We start from the raw sequence: 17546 nt of genomic DNA, 5'->3' as shown, positions 1-17546 counted from the left end.
CCGAGAATAAAATGACAACGCTGTCATTTCTCTGTTAGGCTCAATCCCAAGCTGGTTGATTTCTGTTCCGAAAGGGGCTGGCGGCAAGACAAGGTACGGATGGAATGATGAGTGACGAGAAGCTTTACCTGGGCATTGACGGCGGCGGCAGCAAGTGCCGGGCCCTGCTTTACAGCCCGGCCGGCGGCATACTGGGAGAAGGCCTGGCGGGCCCGGCCAACCCGGTGCAGGGCCTGGAAAGGGCCCAGGAGGCGGTACTGGCCAGCGCCAGCAGCGCCCTGGCGTCGGCCGGCCTGTCCCAGAACCTGCTGGGGCACCTGATAGTGGGGGCAGGCCTTGCCGGCATCAACGCCCCCCGCACCCACAGCGCCATGTTGGCCTGGGCCCACCCCTTCGCCGCCTTCTTCCTGACCACGGATCTGCACATCGCCTGCCTCGGCGCCCACCAGGGCGAGGAAGGCGCCGTCATCATCACCGGCACCGGCTCCAGCGGCTTCGCCCAGGACGGCGATGAGCAACAGTTTCTGGGCGGGCACGGCTTCCCCCTAGGTGACAAGGCAAGCGGCGCCTGGCTGGGGCTGGCCGCCGTGCAGGCCACCTTGCTGGCCCTGGATGGGCTGGGCCCGGATACCTCCCTGGTCGAGAGGGTGCTGGAAAGCACCGGCACCCAGGACGCCACTGCCCTGATGGACCAGTTCTCCGGCCAACCGTCCGCCGTCTTCGCCCGCCTGGCGGGCCTGGTCTTTGCCGAGGCCAAGGCCGGCGACGCCCTGGCCGGCGGCCTCATCAATGAGGGCGCCGCCTACCTGGACGCCCTGGCCCAGAAGCTGAGCCCGGCCGGCCGGCTCCGGCTGTCGATGATCGGTGGCCTGGCGCCGCTCTGGCAGCCGCATCTGTCTTCCCAAACCGCGGCGCTGTTGTCCCCGGCGCTGCAAGAGCCCGAAATGGGCGCCATTTTCTTTGCCCAACAACGCTCGGCAGGAGGAAAAGCCGTATGACCACCCTGATGGCTACCGAGGCCCGTGAAAGCGCCCAGCGCATCGCCGAACAACTGAGCCACAACGCCACATTGGCGGCCATGCTGGGAGAGCGGATCCGCAAGCTCAAGCCCAGGCTGGTGATGATGGTGGGGCGCGGCTCTTCCGACCATGCCGGCGTCTTCGCCAAGTACTTGATTGAAATAGAAACCGGGGTACCTGTCTGCGCAGCGGCCCCCAGCGTGACCAGCGTCTATGGCCGCCAGCTGCAGCTCAAGGACGCCCTGGTGCTGGTGATCTCCCAGAGCGGCCGCAGCCCCGATATCCTGGCCCAGGCCGAAGCGGCCAAGGCCGCCGGCGCCATGGTGCTGGCCCTGGTCAACGACGAACGCTCGCCCCTGGCCGAACTGGCCGACGCCGTGTTGCCACTGAAGGCCGGCCCCGAGACGGCGGTGGCCGCCACCAAGAGCTACCTCTGCACCCTCTCGGCCATCGCCCAATTGGTGGCAGCCTGGACCCGCAACAAGGAGCTGGAACAGGCCCTCACCGCCCTGCCCCAGGTGCTGGACAAGGTCTGCAAGGGCCAGCCCCAGCTGCGCCTGGACGACCTCAAGGCGCTGCGCCACGGCATAGTGCTGGGGCGTGGCCTCGGCTACGCCATCTCCCGGGAGCTGGCCCTCAAGCTCAAGGAGGTCTGCGGCATCCAGGCCGAGGCCTTCTCCAGCGCCGAGTTCCTCCACGGCCCCGTGACCCTGGCCTCCAGGCCCCTGACCGTCATCGAACTGCAGGTAGACGACGAGTCGGCCGCCAACCACCAAGCCCAGATAGCGGACGTGGAAGGTCGCGGCGCCAAGGTGCTGCACCTCAAGGTGGAAGAAGCCGTGCACCCCAGGCTGGCGCCGCTCTGCCTGCTGCAACGCTTCTACCTGGACATCGCCGAGGTGGCGGTGCAGCTGGGCCTGAACCCGGACGCGCCGGCCGGCCTCAACAAGGTGACGAGGACCCTCTGATGCTGCGCAGCTACCGCGTCTCCCGGCTCTTCGACGGCCACCAGTGGCACCAGGACTGCACCATCAGCCTGAGTGGCGACAAGGTGGTGGCCCTGGGCCTGGACAACTCAAGCGGCGCCGAGAAGCTGGACGGCATGCTGGTGCCGGGCTTTGTCGATATCCAGGTCAACGGCGGTGGCGGCCAGCTCTTCAACGAAAGCCCAGATCTCCATTGCCTGGCGGCCATGGTGGCCGCCCATGCCCGCTTCGGCACCACAGCCATGCTGCCGACCCTGATCACCGACGATCTGGCCAAGATGGCAGCCGCCGCCGCCGCCGTCAGCCAGGCCCTGGCCCAAAAACTGCCCGGGGTGCTGGGCATCCATTTCGAAGGGCCGCACCTGTCCGAGCCCCGCAAGGGCATCCACAAGCGCGAGCATATCCGCCGCCTTGGCCAGGCCGAGATGGCCCTCTACTGCCGGGAGGATCTGGGAGTGAGGCTGCTGACGGTGGCGCCAGAGACTGTCCATCCCGAAGACATCCGCCAGCTGGTGCAGGCCGGGGTCAAGGTATGCCTGGGCCACAGCGACGCCGACTTCGATACCGTCCAGGCCGCCCTGGCCGCCGGTGCCGACGGCTTCACCCACCTCTTCAACGCCATGTCGCAGCTGGGTTCGCGCAGCCCCGGCATGGTGGGCGCTGCCCTGGCCGGTGACGCCCGCTGCGGCATCATCCTCGACGGCTACCACCTGCACCCGGCCTGCGCCCGCCTGGCCTTCAAGGCCAAGGGCGTGGAGGGGCTGATGCTGGTGACGGACGCCATGGCCGCCGTCGGCAGCAGCGAGCGCCACTATCCCTATTTCGGGGACGTCCTCTACCGGGACGGCGACCGCATGACAGACAAGGACGGCCGCCTGGCCGGCTCGGCCCTGGACATGGCCACGGCGGTGCGCAACGCCATGGCCCAGATGGGCGCCAGCCTGGAGCAGGCGTTGCAAATGGCCGGCCTGACCCCGGCCCGCTATCTGGGCCTGGACGGCGGCGGCCTGCTGCAACCGGGCATGAAGGCCGACATGGTATTGCTCAGCAACGACCTGGAAGTAAAACAAAGCTGGATAGGCGGCCAAATGGCCTGATCCGTCCCGACAAGCGCCGTCAGGCGCAGACAACCACTGAAGGTAAACCCATGGACGCAACTATGAGTACGCCAGTCAACACCCGCAGCAGCCTGGTGCCCATGGCCATCATCGGCACCTTGTTCTTCATCTTCGGCTTCATCACCTGGTTGAACGGGGCCCTGATCCCCTTCCTGCAGATCGTCTGCGATCTGTCGAGTACCCAGTCGCTGTTCGTGGCCTTCTCCTTCTATATCGCCTACACGGTCACGGCCCTGCCCATGGCCTGGCTCCTGGAGCGCACCGGCTACAAGAAGGGCATGAGCCTGGGCCTGGGGCTGATCGCCCTGGGCTGCCTGGGCTTTATCCCGGCCGCCCTCAGTCAGACCTTCGCCATCTTCCTGGTCTCCCAGTTCGTGGTGGGCACGGGCCTGACCATACTGCAGACCGCTTCCAACCCCTACATAGTGCACATAGGGCCCAAGGAAAGTGCCGCCGCCCGCATCTCGGTGATGGGGCTGCTCAACAAGGGCGCCGGCGTGGCGGCGCCCATCGTCTTCACCGCCCTGGTGCTGGGAGATTTCCAGGGCATCACCGCCAAGACGGTGGCGGCCCTGGAGCCGGCGGCCAGGGCGGCCCAGGTGGCGTCCCTGGCCCACGGCCTTATCCTGCCCTACCTCGGCATGGGCCTGGCGTTGCTGGTGCTGGCGGTGGCCATGAACTTCTCACCCTTGCCGGAGCTGGAAATCGAGCACGAGCAGGCCGAGCTGCACGACCACGGCGATAAGCACTCGGTGCTGCACTTCCCGCAGCTGGTGCTGGGCGCCCTGACCCTCTTCTTCTATGTGGGGGTGGAAGTGATAGCGGGGGACACCATAGGGCTCTTCGGTTCCAAGCTGGGAGTGGCCAATGCCACCTCCCTGACCTCCTACACCATGGCCTTCATGGTGCTGGGCTACCTGCTGGGACTGGCGCTGATCCCGAGGGTCATCAAGCAGGCCCAGGCCCTGACCCTGTCGGCACTGCTGGGGGTGGTGCTCTGCCTGTCGGTGGTGTTCTCAAGCCCAGACCATCACTGGCTGTCCAGTCTGCTCTGGGGCTGGCTGGGCCTGCCGCCCCTGCCCAATACGGTCACCTTCGTGGCCCTGCTGGGCCTGGCCAACGCCCTGGTCTGGCCGGCCGTCTGGCCCCTGGCCCTGGACGGCCTCGGCAAATTCACGGCGAGAGGTTCGGCGCTGCTGATCATGGGGATCGCCGGCGGCGCCTTGGTGCCGCTGCTCTACGGCCTGCTGTCGGATCTCTTCAGCAACCAGCAGGCCTACCTGCTGATGCTGCCCTGTTATGCCTTCATCCTCCATTTCGCCCTGGTGGGCCACAAGAAACGCCGCTGGTGATCTGAACTCGGGCCGGGACGCCGGCCCGCTCAGCAGCGCCATTCACCCGCAACCCCTGGCTCCTTTCCCTGGAGGCGCCATGCATGGCGGGTGCCTCTGCCCCGTTCCGTAGCCGGGGTAGACCAGGCGGCAGGGCCATTCTCCGTCAGGCCCTGCCGCCGTCAATCCTCCCTTACCCGGCCCAGCCGGGCTTTTTTTGGCCTGATGATGGGCAGTTCGTGCAACTCGGGCCCCAGGCGGCGCAGCAGCTGGGCCTCGGACAAGGGCGGCCCCAACAGCAGGCCCTGGCCGAGGTCGCAGCCCAGGTCGGTCAAGACCCGCAGCTGCTGCTGTGTCTCTATGCCCTCGGCCACCACCTCGCCGCCCAGGTTGTGAACCAGCTCGACCAGGCTCTGCACTATCTGGCCTGTCATCTCGTCCTGGCCCAGGCCTATGACGAAGCTGCGATCGATCTTCACCACGTCGAAGGGCAGCTTGCGCAGGTAGCTCAAGGACGAATAGCCGGTCCCGAAGTCGTCTATGGCCACAGTCACACCCAGGGCCTTGACGGCCTCCAGGGAGGCGACGGCATTGTCGAAGTGGTCCACCAGGCTCGATTCGGTGACTTCCAGCTCCAGGCGGCTGGCGTCCAGCTGGTGGCGGCGCAGCGCCGAAGCCACGAAGGTGGGCAGGGAGGCGTCGAGGAACTGGCGGCAGGCCAGGTTCACCGCCAGGTGGCAGTCCCGCAGCCCCGAGGCTTCGAGCCTTGCCAACATGGCCAGGGCCTCTTCGATGACCCAGTAGCCGAGATCGATGATCCTGTCGGTGCTTTCCAGTTGGGGAATGAAGGCCTGGGGACTCACCAGTCCCTTCTTAGGATGGTGCCAGCGGATCAAGCCCTCGAAGCCGGCCAGGGTGCCGTCATCCAGCCGGTACTTGGGCTGGAGGTGCAGCTCGAACTGTTGCAGCTTGAGGGCATCAATCAGGTCCCGCTCCAGCTCCAACCTGGCCTTGAGCCTGTCCTGCATGTCGCTGTTGTAATAGCCCTGGCTGCGGCCTGCCGCCTTGGCATGGTGCAGGGCCAACTCGGCCCGGCGCAGCAGTTCAGAGGGGTTGAGGGGTTCGTCCTTGATGACCGCCACCCCCATCACCGCCGCCACCTGGCAGCTGATGCCGGGCAACACTATGGGGGACTGGAGGTGCCAGTGCAGCTGCTGCAGCATCAGCTTGAGCTGCTCCCTTTCCCGAAAACGCAGCAACACCACGAACTTGTCGGCACTGAAGCGCCCCAGCCCCTGGCAGCTGCCGGCCGCCTCCCGCAGCCGCTTGGCCACCTCCTGCAGCAGCAGATCTCCCTGCTCGTAGCCCAGGCTGTCGTTGATCGCCTTGAACTGCTGGATATCGGCGAAGATCACCGCCAGCTCTTCCCCGTCGTTGTGGCTGAGCAGCAAGGTCAGCTTTTCTTCCAGGTGGTTGCGGTTGGCAAGGCCGGTCAGGGGATCGTAGCGCAGCCGGTACTCCAGCATCTCCAACTGGTTCTGCATCTTGGCGTCCATCGCCGCCAGCTGCCCGGCCAGTTCCTGGTTGGCATCGGCCAGTTCGTCCAGTTCGTCCCGGCTGCGCCCCGGCTTCCTGGCCGGCAGGGCCTGGGGCTGCTGAGCCAGGCAAGGCAACAGGGCCACCTGGCCGGCCAGGCGCCGCCGCAGGTGCCAGCCCCAGAGGCTGATGCCGATGGCGAAGAGGCCACCCAGCAGCCACCACAGCACCTGGCCCTGCCAGACCAGGGCGTCGGCCGCTTCCAGACTGAGATCGACACCCACCAGCAGGCCGGCGGCGGGCAACTGCTCCAGGGGCAGCCACCAGGTCAGCCAGCGCCGGTTGGCGCCCCGGATCTGCTGTTCGCTGAAGGGATGACTGCCTGTCAATTGCTGGAGGTGGGTCATCAGGGCGGGGCTGGCCGCCGACTCGGCCACCCCCAGGCCCCAGACTCGGGCGCCTGCCCCCGGCCTCAGCAGCAGCAGGTCCAGGTCCAATTGGCTGTGGATCTGCGCCAGTACGGCCTGCAGCGGCAGCACCAGCTCCAGTTGCAGCCCGTCCTGCAACGGCAAGGTCAGCTGCTGTACGCAACGCACCAGGCAATAGAGGCCGCCGTCCTCGTCAAGGGTTGTGGCCACAGGCCGGGGAGTACCGAGGTTCATCAGGATCTGGTTGCCCCGGCGCAAGGTCAGGCGCTGCCACTGCCCCTGTTGCTGGAGGCGGGGCCAGCGCTCTGCCAGCCGGGCCCGGATGGCGTCCGCGCCCAGGGACTCATCGCCCAGCAGGGCGTAAACCAACTGTTCGGCCTGTTGCCGCTGTGCCTGGAGGTAGCCGTTGAAGAGCCGGGTGACGCCTTGGTTAGCCCTGGCCTGGCGTTCGTCCAGCAGGGACTGTTGTTGCTGCAGCGTCCACCAGTACTGGGCCAGGGCGAAACCCGCCAGCAGCACCAGCAAGATCAGGCTGAGCTTGAGTTGCAGGCTGATGAAGGGGGGATCCTGGTTGCGGGCTGGAGCTATGCGCCTGGACATCGAGAAAGGGCCTCCCTGGCAGGTCGACGGCATTGATGCTCAGACTTGAGTATAGCCAGTGCTATACTGGCCGCTTCACGCCAAGGACCCATTCCATGCTTCACAACGTCAGCCAGCTCCTGCTCCGCAATCAGCCCCATTTCGACGACGCCCCCCTCCTCATCAGCCAGTCCCCCCGGGATCAACTGGCCAGGGAATGGGAGGCTGAACTCCTGACCCACAACACCGATTTCGTGGCCTGGCAGTTGGCGGCCAAGGTCCTGGGCGAGCGCGCCCAGTTCGGGCCGGCCCCCCAGGGGGTCGAGGTGGAGCAGGCGGTGCTGGTGATGCCGAAAAGCAAGGACGAAGCCCGGATGCTGTTGGCCGCCCTGGCCGCCCTGCTGCCGGTGGGCGGCAGGCTGCTGCTGGCCGGCGAGAACAAGGCCGGCATCAAGTCCGCCGCCAAGTTGCTGGAACCCTATGGCGCGCCCATGAAGATCGACAGCGCCCGTCATTGCAGCCTTTTTGAGGTGACCCTCACCGAGAAGGCCCCTGCCTTCGACCTCGCCGACTGGCAGCAGCAGTTCGAGCTGGAGGTGGCGGGTGAAAGCCTCAAGGTGGTCAGCCTGCCCGGTGTCTTCAGTCACGGCGAACTGGACACCGGCACCCGCTTGCTGCTGGAGAGCCTGCCCAGGGTCAAGACAGGCCGTATCCTCGATTTCGGCTGCGGTGCCGGCGTCATAGGTACCTATCTGGCCAAGAAGGCGCCCCAGGCCCAGGTGGAGATGCTGGATGTCTCGGCACTGGCCATCAAGGCCTCGGAACTGACCCTCGAGGCCAACGGCATCACCAACGCCAAGGTGACCCCCTCGGACGGCCTTTCCGCCCTGACCGGCCGCTTCCACCAGATCATCAGCAACCCGCCCTTCCACACAGGGGTGGGTACCGACTACAGCGCCACAGAGCAGCTTATCGCCGAGGCCCCCAAACGGCTGGTGCAGGGGGGCGATCTGGTGCTGGTGGCCAACCGCTTCCTCAAGTACGAGCCGCTGCTGGCCGCCGGCTTCAACAACAAGGTGGACACCCTGGCCACCAGCAGCCAGTTCAAGATCCTCTACTGCCGGGGCTCGGGCCGATAAAAAGCCTTGACCTTTGGCCGCGCATCCATACAATGCAGCTCCACACGCAGATGTGGCGGAATTGGTAGACGCGCTAGCTTCAGGTGTTAGTGACCTCTGGTCGTGGGAGTTCAAGTCTCCCCATCTGCACCAAATTCGAGAAACCCGGCTCAGGCCGGGTTTTTTGTTGCCTGGATGTGGCCGCTGCTCAGCTTTCGCGCAAACAGTCGCAGGCCGCTAAAAAAACCGTTGACGAGGCAGCCGGTATAAGTAGAATGCCTCCCCGTGGAAAGCGATGCTTCCCATGACAATTTGTGCAGATGTGGCGGAATTGGTAGACGCGCTAGCTTCAGGTGTTAGTGACCTCTGGTCGTGGGAGTTCAAGTCTCCCCATCTGCACCACAAATTTTAAGACCTCGGTAAGCCGAGGTTTTTTTAGCCCGGGACGCGGCTTAAAAGGGTCCGACAATTTGCAGATGTGGCGGAATTGGTAGACGCGCTAGCTTCAGGTGTTAGTGACCTCTGGTCGTGGGAGTTCAAGTCTCCCCATCTGCACCACCTTAGAGAAAAGGTCGGCTTTTTAGCCGGCCTTTTTTCATGCCTAAAACAGGGTCACGCCGCCGTCGACCACCTCTTTTACGCTGGCCAGCCCGGCCGCCAGCAGATCGTCGAAGAAGGTCACCCTGTTCTTGCCCGACTTCTTGCTGTGGTAAAGCGCCTGGTCGGCGTAATCCAGCAGGGTGACGGGAAAGACGTCCCGCGCCAGGCGGGCAACGCCTATGCTGACCGTCACCACCCCTATCTGCGGGAAAGTGCGCTCCTCGACGGCCCGGCGAAACCGCTCCAGGCAGACCCTGCAGGCCGCCTGGCCCTCGCAGCGCAATATGACGACAAACTCCTCCCCGCCGAAGCGAAAGACCAGATCCCCCTCCCGGAACAGCCCCGTCATCAACTGCGCCATCAGCAGCAGCACCTCGTCGCCATAGAGATGACCGAACCTGTCGTTGACCGCCTTGAAGTTGTCGATGTCGATCATGGCCAGCCACAGCTCCCGGCCTGGCTGGGCCCGCCTTTCCTCTGGGACCTCGTCGGGCAACGGTTGCTGGCTGAAGGCCCTTTGCAGCCTGTCATCGAAGCTCTTGCGGTTGGCAAGGCCAGTCAGGGGATCCCGCTGCGATTCCTCCAGCAGGTTGCAGAAGTTGCGGTAGATCTGCAGCAGGCCGGACACCAGGTGGGCATTGAGCTTGGATACCGGTTCGGACACCTCCACCACCAGGTAGCTGCGGCTGCTGCGGCTGGCGTGGAGGGCATAAGCCACCAGGAATCCTTCGGCACAGGGATGGGTGAACTCCCCGTCCCTGGCCATGCCGATGCGCTCTATGGCCGTGGTGACCTCCTCGGCGAGGCTGATCTGGTCACGGTTGAGCAGGTATTTGTCGTGGCGGTAGGCGATCTGCAGCAGCGGCCTGGCCTTGGTGTCCAGGGTCAGCAGTTGCATGCCGCTCGGCGTCAGGAACTTGCCCACCGTTTTCAGCAGGCTGAAATCCAACAGCTCCTGGTCGCGCAACGCCGTCAGGTCGACCAGTTCATCGACCACCAAATGGGCATTAGCCATGAGATTGGTGCTCCCACTCTCTTCCCTGTGGAGGCTTTCAGTATAGATGCGAGCCCCCCCTGACAACTGCTATGCTGCCTCCATGGAACAGCTGGAATTCTTCGAGATCCCCTCCCCCTGCATCGGGGTCTGCCAGGCAGACAGCCGCGGTTATTGCCTGGGCTGCATGCGTTCCCGGGACGAGCGCTTCAACTGGAACCAGCTGTCCGACGCCGAGAAGCGCAAAGTCATAGAACTCTGCCAGCAGCGCAAGAAAAGGCGGGCCCTGAAGGCCCGCCTGCAATCCGAAGACGATCTCTAAGCTTTCCCCTAGAGGTTCTCCTCCGCGAAGGACGCCAGCCGGCTCCGCACCACACCGTCCAGATAGACATTGGCGCTGCCCGGGAAGTCCTTGAACTTCTCGACGATGTAGGTCAGGCCCGAGGTCACCGGGCTGAGGTAGTTGGAGTCGATCTGCGCCAGGTTGCCCGAACAGATCATCTTGGTGCCCTCGCCGCAGCGGGTGAGTATGGTCTTGAGCTGGCTGGCGGTGAGGTTCTGGCTCTCGTCTATCAGCACTATGGCGTTCTGGATGGAGCGCCCCCGCATGAAGTTGACCGATTTGAACTGGATATTGGCCTTGTCCATGATGTATTGCAGGCTGCCGGACGGGTGGGCGTCTGAGCCGTGCAGCACCTCCAGGGTGTCGGTGATGGCGGCCAGCCAGGGCAGCATCTTCTCCTCCTCGGTGCCGGGCAAAAAACCGATGCTCTCCGCTATCTCAGGGGTGTTGCGGGTCACTATCACCTTGTCGTAGAGGCCCCTTTCGATCACCAGCTCCAGGGCGGCGGCCATGGCCAGCAGCGTCTTGCCGGAGCCCGCCGGGCCGGTCAGCATCACCAGATCCAGGCTGGGATCCATCAAGGCATGCAGGGCCAGGCCCTGGTAGATGTTCTTCGGGCTTATGCCCCAGGCGTGCTGGGCCAGCAGCCTGTCACGGCCCAAGTCCAGCAGCTTGACCCCTTTGTCGTTGTGCTCCAGCACCCGGGCGGCGAAGTCGTCGCTGGCGTCCAGCAGGTATTCGTTGGTGTAGAGGTTTTCCAGCACACCGGCGGCGATGCTGTGGATGGTGTCGCGGCCCTGGGTCGCCGTTTCCACCTTGCTGACCTTGTCCCAGAGCTTGCCGTCGATCTCCTGGTAGCCCTTGGCCAGGTAGCGGATGTCGTCCACCAGCTGGTCGGTGCGGTAGTCCTCCACATGGCGCAGCCCGGCACCCTTGGCCTTGAGCCGCATGTTGATGTCTTTGGTGACCAGCACCACCTTGGTGGGTGCCTTCTCCTTCTGCAGGTGCAGGGCGGCGTTGATGATCTTGTTGTCCGCCTCCGAGCCCGGCACATGGGCCAGCTCGCCCTTGACCTCGTGGTCGGCGAAGATGGAGATGTGGCCGCGGTTGCCTTCCAGGTCGTGGCTGGGCAGGGGCACGCCGGCAGTGATCTCCTCCGGGCTGGTGTTCTTGAAGACATCGTCCAAGGCGCGGATGGCAGCCCTGGCGTCACGGGAAATGTCGGTGCGCCTGTCCTTTATGTTGTCCAGCTCTTCCAGCACTGTCATGGGGATCAGAACGTCGTGTTCGTCGAAGGAGTAGATGGCGAGGGGTTCGTGCAGCAGGATGTTGGTGTCGAGGATATAGACTTTCTTTTCGTCTGGAGCCATAGCGCTCTCCCTAACTGACGGCCAATGAAGGTGTTTTCACCTCAATGTCACTTTAACCATAGTTCCGTGACAAAAGGGAGACCAGGATCAAGTCTTCTCGCTTTTGCCTCCCTCCATGCTCTTGGGTAACATACGCCGCCTTTCCCCGCCTTCGGAGCTTTGTTTGATGTCTCTTGCCCTTGGCCAACGCTTTATCGCCGATGCTGAATCCGACCTGGGTCTGGGTACCGTCGTCGCCCTCGACAACCGTACCCTCACCGTCCTCTTCCCGGCCAGCGGGGAAACCCGCCTCTACAGCCGGGTGGACGCCCCCATCACCAGGGTCAGCTTCCGCGAGGGCGACAAGGTACAGAGCCACGACGGCTGGGGCCTCATCGTCGAACAGGTGGAAGAGAACGGCGGCCTGCTGACCTACCACGGCCCCCGCCAGGACAACGGCGAGCCCGCCAGCCTGCGCGAGACCTTCATCGACGGCGTCATCAACCTCAACAAGCCCCAGGACCGCCTCTTCGCCGGCCAGCTGGACCGTACCGACTGGTTCACCTTGCGCTACCAGACGTTGGAGCAGATGCACCAGTTGTCCCAGAGCCCGCTGCGCGGCCTGCTGGGCGCCCGCATGGACCTCATCCCCCACCAGCTCTACATCGCCAACGAAGTAGGCAACCGCCAAGCCCCCAGGGTGCTGCTGGCCGACGAAGTGGGCCTCGGCAAGACGGTGGAAGCGGGCATGATAGTGCACCAGCAGCTGCGCGCCGGCCACGCCGAGCGGGTACTGCTGCTGCTGCCCGAGAACCTGATGCACCAGTGGCTGGTGGAGATGCGCCGCCGCTTCAACCTCAACTTCGCCCTCTTCGACGAGAGCCGCCTGGAAGAGGCCGAGCACGACGCCGACAACCCCTTCGACACCGCCCAGCTGGTGATGGTGAGCCTGGATCTGATCGCCAAGCGCAAGGCCCGTTTCGACCAGCTGCTGGAGGCGGACTGGGACATGCTGGTGGTGGACGAAGCCCATCACCTGGCCTGGGAAGACGGCAAGGCCAGCCGCGAATACCAGGTGGTGGAAGCCCTGGCCGAAGCCATTCCCTCTGTGCTGCTGCTGACCGCCACCCCGGACCAGCTCGGCCACCAGAGCCACTTCGCCCGGCTGCGCCTCTTGGACGGCGAACGCTTCCACGACTACGAGGCCTTCTGCGCCGAAGAAGCCCAGTACCAGCCCCTGGCCGCCCTGGCCCAGAAGCTGCTGGACGGCGAAACCCTGGCTGATGCCGACCTCGCCCTGGTGGCCGAACTGGGCGACGAGCTGGCCGCCCTGGCCGGTGGCAGCGACAGCGATCGCCGCAAGCTGGTGGGCGCCCTCATCGACCGCCACGGCACCAGCCGGGTGCTGCTGCGCAACACCCGCGCCGCCGTCCAGGGCTTCCCGGGCCGCCAGCTGGTCAGCCTGCCCCTGGCCATGCCCACCGCCTACGCCACGGCTGTGCGGGTCGGCAAGATGATGGCCGGCCGCAAGAGCGAAGCGGAAAAACTCGAAGAGCTGCTCAACCCCGAGCTCATCTACCAGGCCTTCGAAGGGGACGATGGCAACAGCTGGTGCCAGCACGACCCTCGGGTGCAGTGGCTGGTGGAGCACCTCCAGGGCAACGGCGGCGACAAGGTGGTGCTGATCGCCCACAAGAAGCGCCAGGTGCAGGCCATCTGTGACCACCTGCGCGAGAAGCACGGCATCCAGGCCGCCGTCTTCCATGAGGACCTGTCCATCATAGAGCGTGACCGCGCCGCCGCCTTCTTCGCCGACGAGGAAGGCTCGCAGATCCTGCTTTGCTCCGAAATAGGCTCCGAAGGCCGCAACTTCCAGTTTGCCCATCAACTGGTGCTGTTCGACCTGCCCCTGAACCCCGATCTCCTCGAGCAGCGCATCGGCCGCCTGGACCGCATCGGCCAGGAGCGGGTGGTACGGATCTACTGCCCCCACCTGGCAGGTACCGCCCAGCAGCGCCTCCAGGATTGGTACCACCAGGGCCTGAACGCCTTCGAGGCCACCTGCCCGGTCGGCGCCCCCCTCTTCGAAGCCCAGGAAGCCGAACTCAAGGCCGCCTTGCTGGCCGAGGAGGCCGACGCCATGGCCGGTCTCATCGACGCCGCCAAGGCCCGCTACACCGAGCTGATGGCGCAGCTGGAGCAGGGCCGCGACCGCCTGCTGGAGCTGGCCTCCCAGGGCAACGGCCAGGGCGAGAAGCTGGCCGGGCAGATAGCCACCCTCGACTATGATCCCAAGCTGCCCATCTTCCTGACCCAGGTGCTGGACGTGTTCGGCGTCGACCAGGAAGATCTGGACGACTACACCCAGCTGCTGCGCCCCGGCGAGCGCATGCTCACCGCCCTGCCCGGCCTCGAAGAAGACGGTATTCAGACCACCTTCGACCGGGAATACGCCCTGTCCCGTGACCATGTGCAGTTCCTGACCTGGGACCATCCTTTGGTGATCTCCGCCATGGACGCCGTGCTGACCGGCGACATGGGCAACGCCTCTGTGGCGCTTTTGAAGAACAAGGCGCTGCCGGCCGGCACCACCTTCGTGGAGCTGGTGTTCGTCACCGAGCACCAGGCGCCCAAGCAGCTGCAGCTGGACCGCTACCTGCCCCTGACACCGATCCGCCTGCTGCTGGACAAGACCGGCAAGGATCTGGCGCCCAAGGTGGCCTTCGACAACTTCAACCGCCAGCTCACCCCCATCAAGCGCCACACCGCCTCCAAGCTGGCGGTGGCCTCCCAGGGCCTGATCCATGGCCTGATCCAACAGGCCCAGGCCCAGGTGGAGCCCCAGGTGGCCGATCTGGTGAGCGAGGCACGCGCGCGCATAGAGCAGGAGCTGGGCGGCGAGCTGGCCCGCCTCAAGGCCCTCAAGGCCGTCAACCCCAGCATCCGCGACGACGAGCTGGAAGCCCTGGAGGCTAGGTGCCAGGCCCTGCTCAAACACGTCGGCGAGGCCAGCTTGCGCCTCGACATGGTGCGCCTCATAGTGGTGGTCAACGAGTAAAGAGGGAGTACGGGCATGAAGCTTGCCCTGGCGGCATTGCTGTTGGCTTCCCAGGCAGGAACCCCGGCCGAACCGGCTGGGGGTAGGACCCAGGATGCCCCTGCAGGCATCCCGGCCGGCGCTCCTGCCCCCAACTACCAGCCGGCGGGCGGCGCTACGGCGCAGCTGCTGCTGGTGGGCAGCCTGCACCCGGCCCTGGGCAAGGCGCTGTCGGAGCTGGGCCTGGGCGTGGAAAGCCGCCCGGAGCTGCCCCAGGACGGCACGGCCGGCAAGGTGCTGGTCAGCAACGACGGCCGCCTCTTCGAGCCCTGCCAGCAAGGGGCCTTCGAGGCCTGCATCTTCATCAATGCCGACTTCAAACCTGAGACCCTCGGCAAGCCGACCCTGGATCTGGTCAACGCCCCCAGGCTGCCTCTGTCCGACGACCTGCGGCTACGCCGCCAGCGCATAGCAGGCCAGCCCCAGAGCCGCTTCCAGGCCCTGGCCCTGCGCGGCGACACCAAGGGAGAGGAGCAGGAGCAGGCGGAGCTGATCCAGGGCTGGCTGAAGAGTCTCAAGGCGCCTCTAGCACCATGAAAAGCGCCGGGCATTGCCCGGCGTTTTCTTTAGGTCCCTTCCCTGTGGGCCTTGATCTGCCGATAGGCGGCCTGGATGGCCTGGGTCCGCTCCTTGGCCAGCTCCTGCATCTCCGGCGGCAGGCCCTTGGCCATCAGCTTGTCCGGGTGATGTTCAGCCATGGCCTTCTTGTAGGCTCGGCGCACCGCTGCCATGTCCGCTTCGGGGCTCAGGCCCAGCAGTTCGTAAGCCTGGCCCAGGCGGCCATAGCGGGACTGCTCAGGCGCTTGGGTGAAGGCCTGTCCGGCCTTGGCCATGCGAATGAGGCCGTCCAACATCCGTTCCGGCAGTCCCAGGCTCTTGCGGACCCTCTCCAGCACCTTGCGCTCGGCGACCTGCAGCTTGCCGTCGGCCAGGGCCAGGGCCACCTGGATCTCCATGAACAGCTGCAGGAGGTCATGCTGGCCGGCCAGGGCCTCACCCATGGCCTGCACCGCCGCTTCCAGGGGGTAGCCGGCGGCCTTGCCTTCGCGGAAAGCCTCCTGGGCGGCGCGGCGCTTGGCGCCGGATAGATGCAGCCTGTCCATCAGGGCGCTGGCGGCGGCGATGTCCTCCTCCCGCACCCGGCCCTTGGCCTTGGCCAGATGGCCCATCACCGCGAAGCTGGTGTGGAAGAAGAGCTGTTCCCGCCCGGCCTCGTCCAGGCGGTGCCAGAGCTTACCGAAACCGGCGCCGCGAAAATCCCGGGCCAGGGCCCTGTCGAACCACCAGCCCACCACAAAACCCAGGATGGCGCCCGGCAGCCAGGCAAAGGCCAGCCCCAGCAGCAATCCGATGATGCGGCCCCACATCAGCGCCGCTCCTTGAGAAAAGCATCGAGGGCCTCGAGCCGCTCTGGCGTCCCCACGTCCTGCCAGTAGCCACCGTGGTAGAGGCCGCCGAGGCGCCCTTCATCGGCCCAGCGGCGCAGCAGGGGCCCCAGGGCGCCATGGCCCTCTGGCAGCGCCACGAAGAGCCGGCTGTCCAGCTTGGCGATGCCGGCATAGGTGTACTGGCGGGGTTCGTTGGCCACCAGTCCGCCCACCAGGCCGAAGTCGCCGCCAGGATGCTGGGGCGGGTTGTCCACCAGCAGCAGGCTGGGGGCCTTGGCCGCCGCCACGGCCTCAAAATCACAGTCGCAGTAGACGTCGCCATTGACCAGCAGGAAGTCCCCCTCGCCGAGGAGCGGCAAGGCGCGGCGGATACCGCCGGCCGTTTCCAAAGCCGTGCCCTCGTGGGAATACTGGATGTTGACCCCGAAGGCGCGGCCGTCCCCCAAGGCAGCGGGGAACTGCTCCCCCAGCCAGGCGGTGTTGATCACCAGCTCCTGGATGCCGGCGGCGCGCAGCCTCTCGATATGGTGGACTATCAGGGGCTTACCGCCGGCGCTCAGCAGCGGCTTGGGGCAACGGTCGGTGAGGGGCCGCATCCGCTCGCCGCGGCCGGCGGCCAGGATCATGGCCTTCATGAGTTGGCATCCAACAATGCCACCAGAGGCGCCAGTTCGGGATAACCCCTTGCCACCCGCAGCAGTTTGTCGCGGGTGGGGACCAGATCCTGGAGGTAGCCGGATTTACCGTCCTGGTAGTGGAGGCGGCAGAAGATCCCCAGCACCTTGAGCTGGCGCAGCACCCCGGTGAGATCCAGCCAACGGCGAAACTGGGCCTGGTCGCCGGTTTTGGCCTGCTGGGCAAAGGCCTGGGCGATGAGGGCTTCTTCCTCTTCCAGGCTCAGGGCCACGTAGCTGTCGCGGATCAGGGAGACGGCGTCGTAGGCCAGAGGCAGCAACTGCATGTCCTGGAAGTCGATCACCGCCAGTTCCTGCCCCACCAAGTGCAAGTTGCGACCGTGGTAGTCACGGTGGGCCGGCACCAAGGGTTGGGCAAAGAAGTTGTCGAAGAGCAGGGCGAAGACCCCGTCCAGGCGGCCCGGGGCCAGTTCGACGCCGAGATGGCGGCCCAGGTACCAATCCTGGAACAAATCCCGCTTGCGCTGGACAAAGGCCATGCCGGCCTGGGGCAGCTCCAGCGTCAGGCCCTGCACCTTGGCAAGCAGCGCCACCGCCTTCCGGTACCAGGGGCCGCGTTCGCTGGGCGCCAGGCCGCTGAGAAGCCTGTCGCCGAGGTCGGGCAGCAGCATGGCGTTGTCGGTAGCGGCCAGGGGCTCTGGTACCAGCACGCCGGCCTCGGCCAGGGCCTTGGCTATCCGGGTGAAGGCGGCCATGGCGGCCTGCTCCCCCTGGGGGTAGCTCACCAGTATGGCGCTGTCGTCGCCGCCACCGAGGCGCCAGTAACGGCGGCTGCCGGCATCGCCAGCCAGGGGCGTGAAGGGGCAGCCCTTCAGGCCGAGCTGGCCGCAGGCCCAGTCTTGCAGGGTTGGGATAGGGGCTTGTCGCATAGTGGCGGCCAATATAGCTCAATAGCCCGGGCGGGAAAATTGCATTATGATTCGCCTCTCCGGATAAACCGGCCGAGAGGGCCAACAGAGCGAGAG

General features: G+C 65.6%; 14 protein-coding genes and 3 tRNA genes. 11 read left to right on the top strand and 6 right to left on the bottom strand.

What is annotated here, in order from left to right:
* Positions 1-107: 107 nt before the first annotated feature.
* From nagK to PVT67_RS02570, 4 genes are read left to right on the top strand one after another with little or no spacing between them, the layout of a single operon-like run.
* Complete coding sequence (nagK, locus tag PVT67_RS02585) at positions 108-998, top strand: N-acetylglucosamine kinase (RefSeq protein ID WP_336407797.1); 891 nt, start codon at positions 108-110, stop codon at positions 996-998.
* Entirely contained in the window at positions 995-1987 is a 993-nt protein-coding gene (gene nagB-II, locus PVT67_RS02580; RefSeq protein ID WP_301497506.1) for a glucosamine-6-phosphate deaminase NagB-II, read from the top strand. Before nagK ends, nagB-II begins: the two co-directional genes overlap by 4 nt.
* On the top strand, positions 1987-3102 hold the full coding sequence (gene nagA / locus PVT67_RS02575) for an N-acetylglucosamine-6-phosphate deacetylase (RefSeq protein ID WP_301497504.1): 1116 nt from the start codon (positions 1987-1989) through the stop codon (positions 3100-3102). The genes nagB-II and nagA overlap by 1 nt, the downstream gene beginning before the upstream one ends.
* A 50-nt stretch (positions 3103-3152) precedes the next feature.
* Positions 3153-4475 (top strand): sugar MFS transporter, encoded by a 1323-nt coding sequence (locus tag PVT67_RS02570; RefSeq protein ID WP_301497502.1) that lies wholly within the window; start codon positions 3153-3155, stop codon positions 4473-4475.
* Between the two features lie 161 nt (positions 4476-4636).
* On the opposite strand, the gene PVT67_RS02565 is transcribed toward PVT67_RS02570, so the two are convergent.
* Entirely contained in the window at positions 4637-7018 is a 2382-nt protein-coding gene (locus PVT67_RS02565; protein ID WP_301497500.1) for a putative bifunctional diguanylate cyclase/phosphodiesterase, read from the bottom strand.
* Positions 7019-7113: 95 nt separating this feature from the next.
* Here PVT67_RS02565 and PVT67_RS02560 point away from each other — a divergent pair, with 95 nt between their 5' ends.
* The 4 genes from PVT67_RS02560 to PVT67_RS02545 all read left to right on the top strand — a co-directional run bounded on the left by PVT67_RS02560 (position 7114) and on the right by PVT67_RS02545 (position 8673).
* Positions 7114-8136 carry a methyltransferase gene (locus tag PVT67_RS02560; RefSeq protein ID WP_301497498.1) on the top strand — a complete coding sequence of 341 codons (1023 nt, stop codon included), beginning with the start codon at positions 7114-7116 and terminating at the stop codon, positions 8134-8136.
* A 46-nt stretch (positions 8137-8182) separates the two neighbouring features.
* Positions 8183-8268, top strand: a tRNA-Leu gene (locus PVT67_RS02555).
* A gap of 163 nt (positions 8269-8431) precedes the next feature.
* Positions 8432-8517: transfer RNA gene (locus PVT67_RS02550), tRNA-Leu, on the top strand.
* A 70-nt stretch (positions 8518-8587) separates the two neighbouring features.
* Positions 8588-8673, top strand: a tRNA-Leu gene (locus tag PVT67_RS02545).
* A gap of 43 nt (positions 8674-8716) precedes the next feature.
* Here the strand turns inward: PVT67_RS02545 and PVT67_RS02540 are convergent.
* Positions 8717-9730: a GGDEF domain-containing protein gene (locus tag PVT67_RS02540; protein ID WP_301497496.1), complete on the bottom strand. Its 1014-nt coding sequence runs from the start codon at positions 9728-9730 to the stop codon at positions 8717-8719.
* A gap of 82 nt (positions 9731-9812) precedes the next feature.
* Between PVT67_RS02540 and PVT67_RS02535 the strand changes: the two genes are divergently transcribed.
* Entirely contained in the window at positions 9813-10031 is a 219-nt protein-coding gene (locus tag PVT67_RS02535) for a DUF1289 domain-containing protein (protein WP_336407796.1), read from the top strand.
* An 8-nt stretch (positions 10032-10039) separates the two neighbouring features.
* On the opposite strand, the gene PVT67_RS02530 is transcribed toward PVT67_RS02535, so the two are convergent.
* Complete coding sequence (locus PVT67_RS02530) at positions 10040-11422, bottom strand: PhoH family protein (RefSeq protein ID WP_301497494.1); 1383 nt, start codon at positions 11420-11422, stop codon at positions 10040-10042.
* Between the two features lie 166 nt (positions 11423-11588).
* On the opposite strand from PVT67_RS02530, the gene rapA reads away from it, so the two are divergent.
* Together rapA and PVT67_RS02520 are read left to right on the top strand one after the other, a co-directional pair.
* A complete protein-coding gene (gene rapA, locus PVT67_RS02525) occupies positions 11589-14459 on the top strand; it encodes an RNA polymerase-associated protein RapA (protein ID WP_301497492.1) in 2871 nt (956 codons plus the stop codon).
* 15 nt (positions 14460-14474) lie between these two features.
* A complete protein-coding gene (locus PVT67_RS02520; protein WP_301497490.1) occupies positions 14475-15035 on the top strand; it encodes a hypothetical protein in 561 nt (186 codons plus the stop codon).
* 29 nt (positions 15036-15064) lie between these two features.
* Here the strand turns inward: PVT67_RS02520 and djlA are convergent, their stop codons facing one another.
* The 3 genes from djlA to PVT67_RS02505 are packed head-to-tail and all read right to left on the bottom strand — an operon-like array spanning position 15065 to position 17450.
* Complete coding sequence (djlA, locus tag PVT67_RS02515; RefSeq protein WP_301497488.1) at positions 15065-15865, bottom strand: co-chaperone DjlA; 801 nt, start codon at positions 15863-15865, stop codon at positions 15065-15067.
* On the bottom strand, positions 15865-16521 hold the full coding sequence (murU, locus tag PVT67_RS02510; protein WP_301497486.1) for an N-acetylmuramate alpha-1-phosphate uridylyltransferase MurU: 657 nt from the start codon (positions 16519-16521) through the stop codon (positions 15865-15867). Before murU ends, djlA begins: the two co-directional genes overlap by 1 nt.
* The gene (locus tag PVT67_RS02505) at positions 16518-17450 is read right to left on the bottom strand and encodes an aminoglycoside phosphotransferase family protein (protein WP_301497484.1); all 933 of its coding nucleotides are present in this window, start codon (positions 17448-17450) and stop codon (positions 16518-16520) included. Before PVT67_RS02505 ends, murU begins: the two co-directional genes overlap by 4 nt.
* Between the last annotated feature and the right edge of the window lie 96 nt (positions 17451-17546).

The sequence above is a fragment of the Gallaecimonas kandeliae genome (assembly GCF_030450055.1).
Lineage (GTDB): Bacteria > Pseudomonadota > Gammaproteobacteria > Enterobacterales > Gallaecimonadaceae > Gallaecimonas > Gallaecimonas kandeliae.
This window is presented reverse-complemented; position numbering and strand designations above follow the sequence as displayed.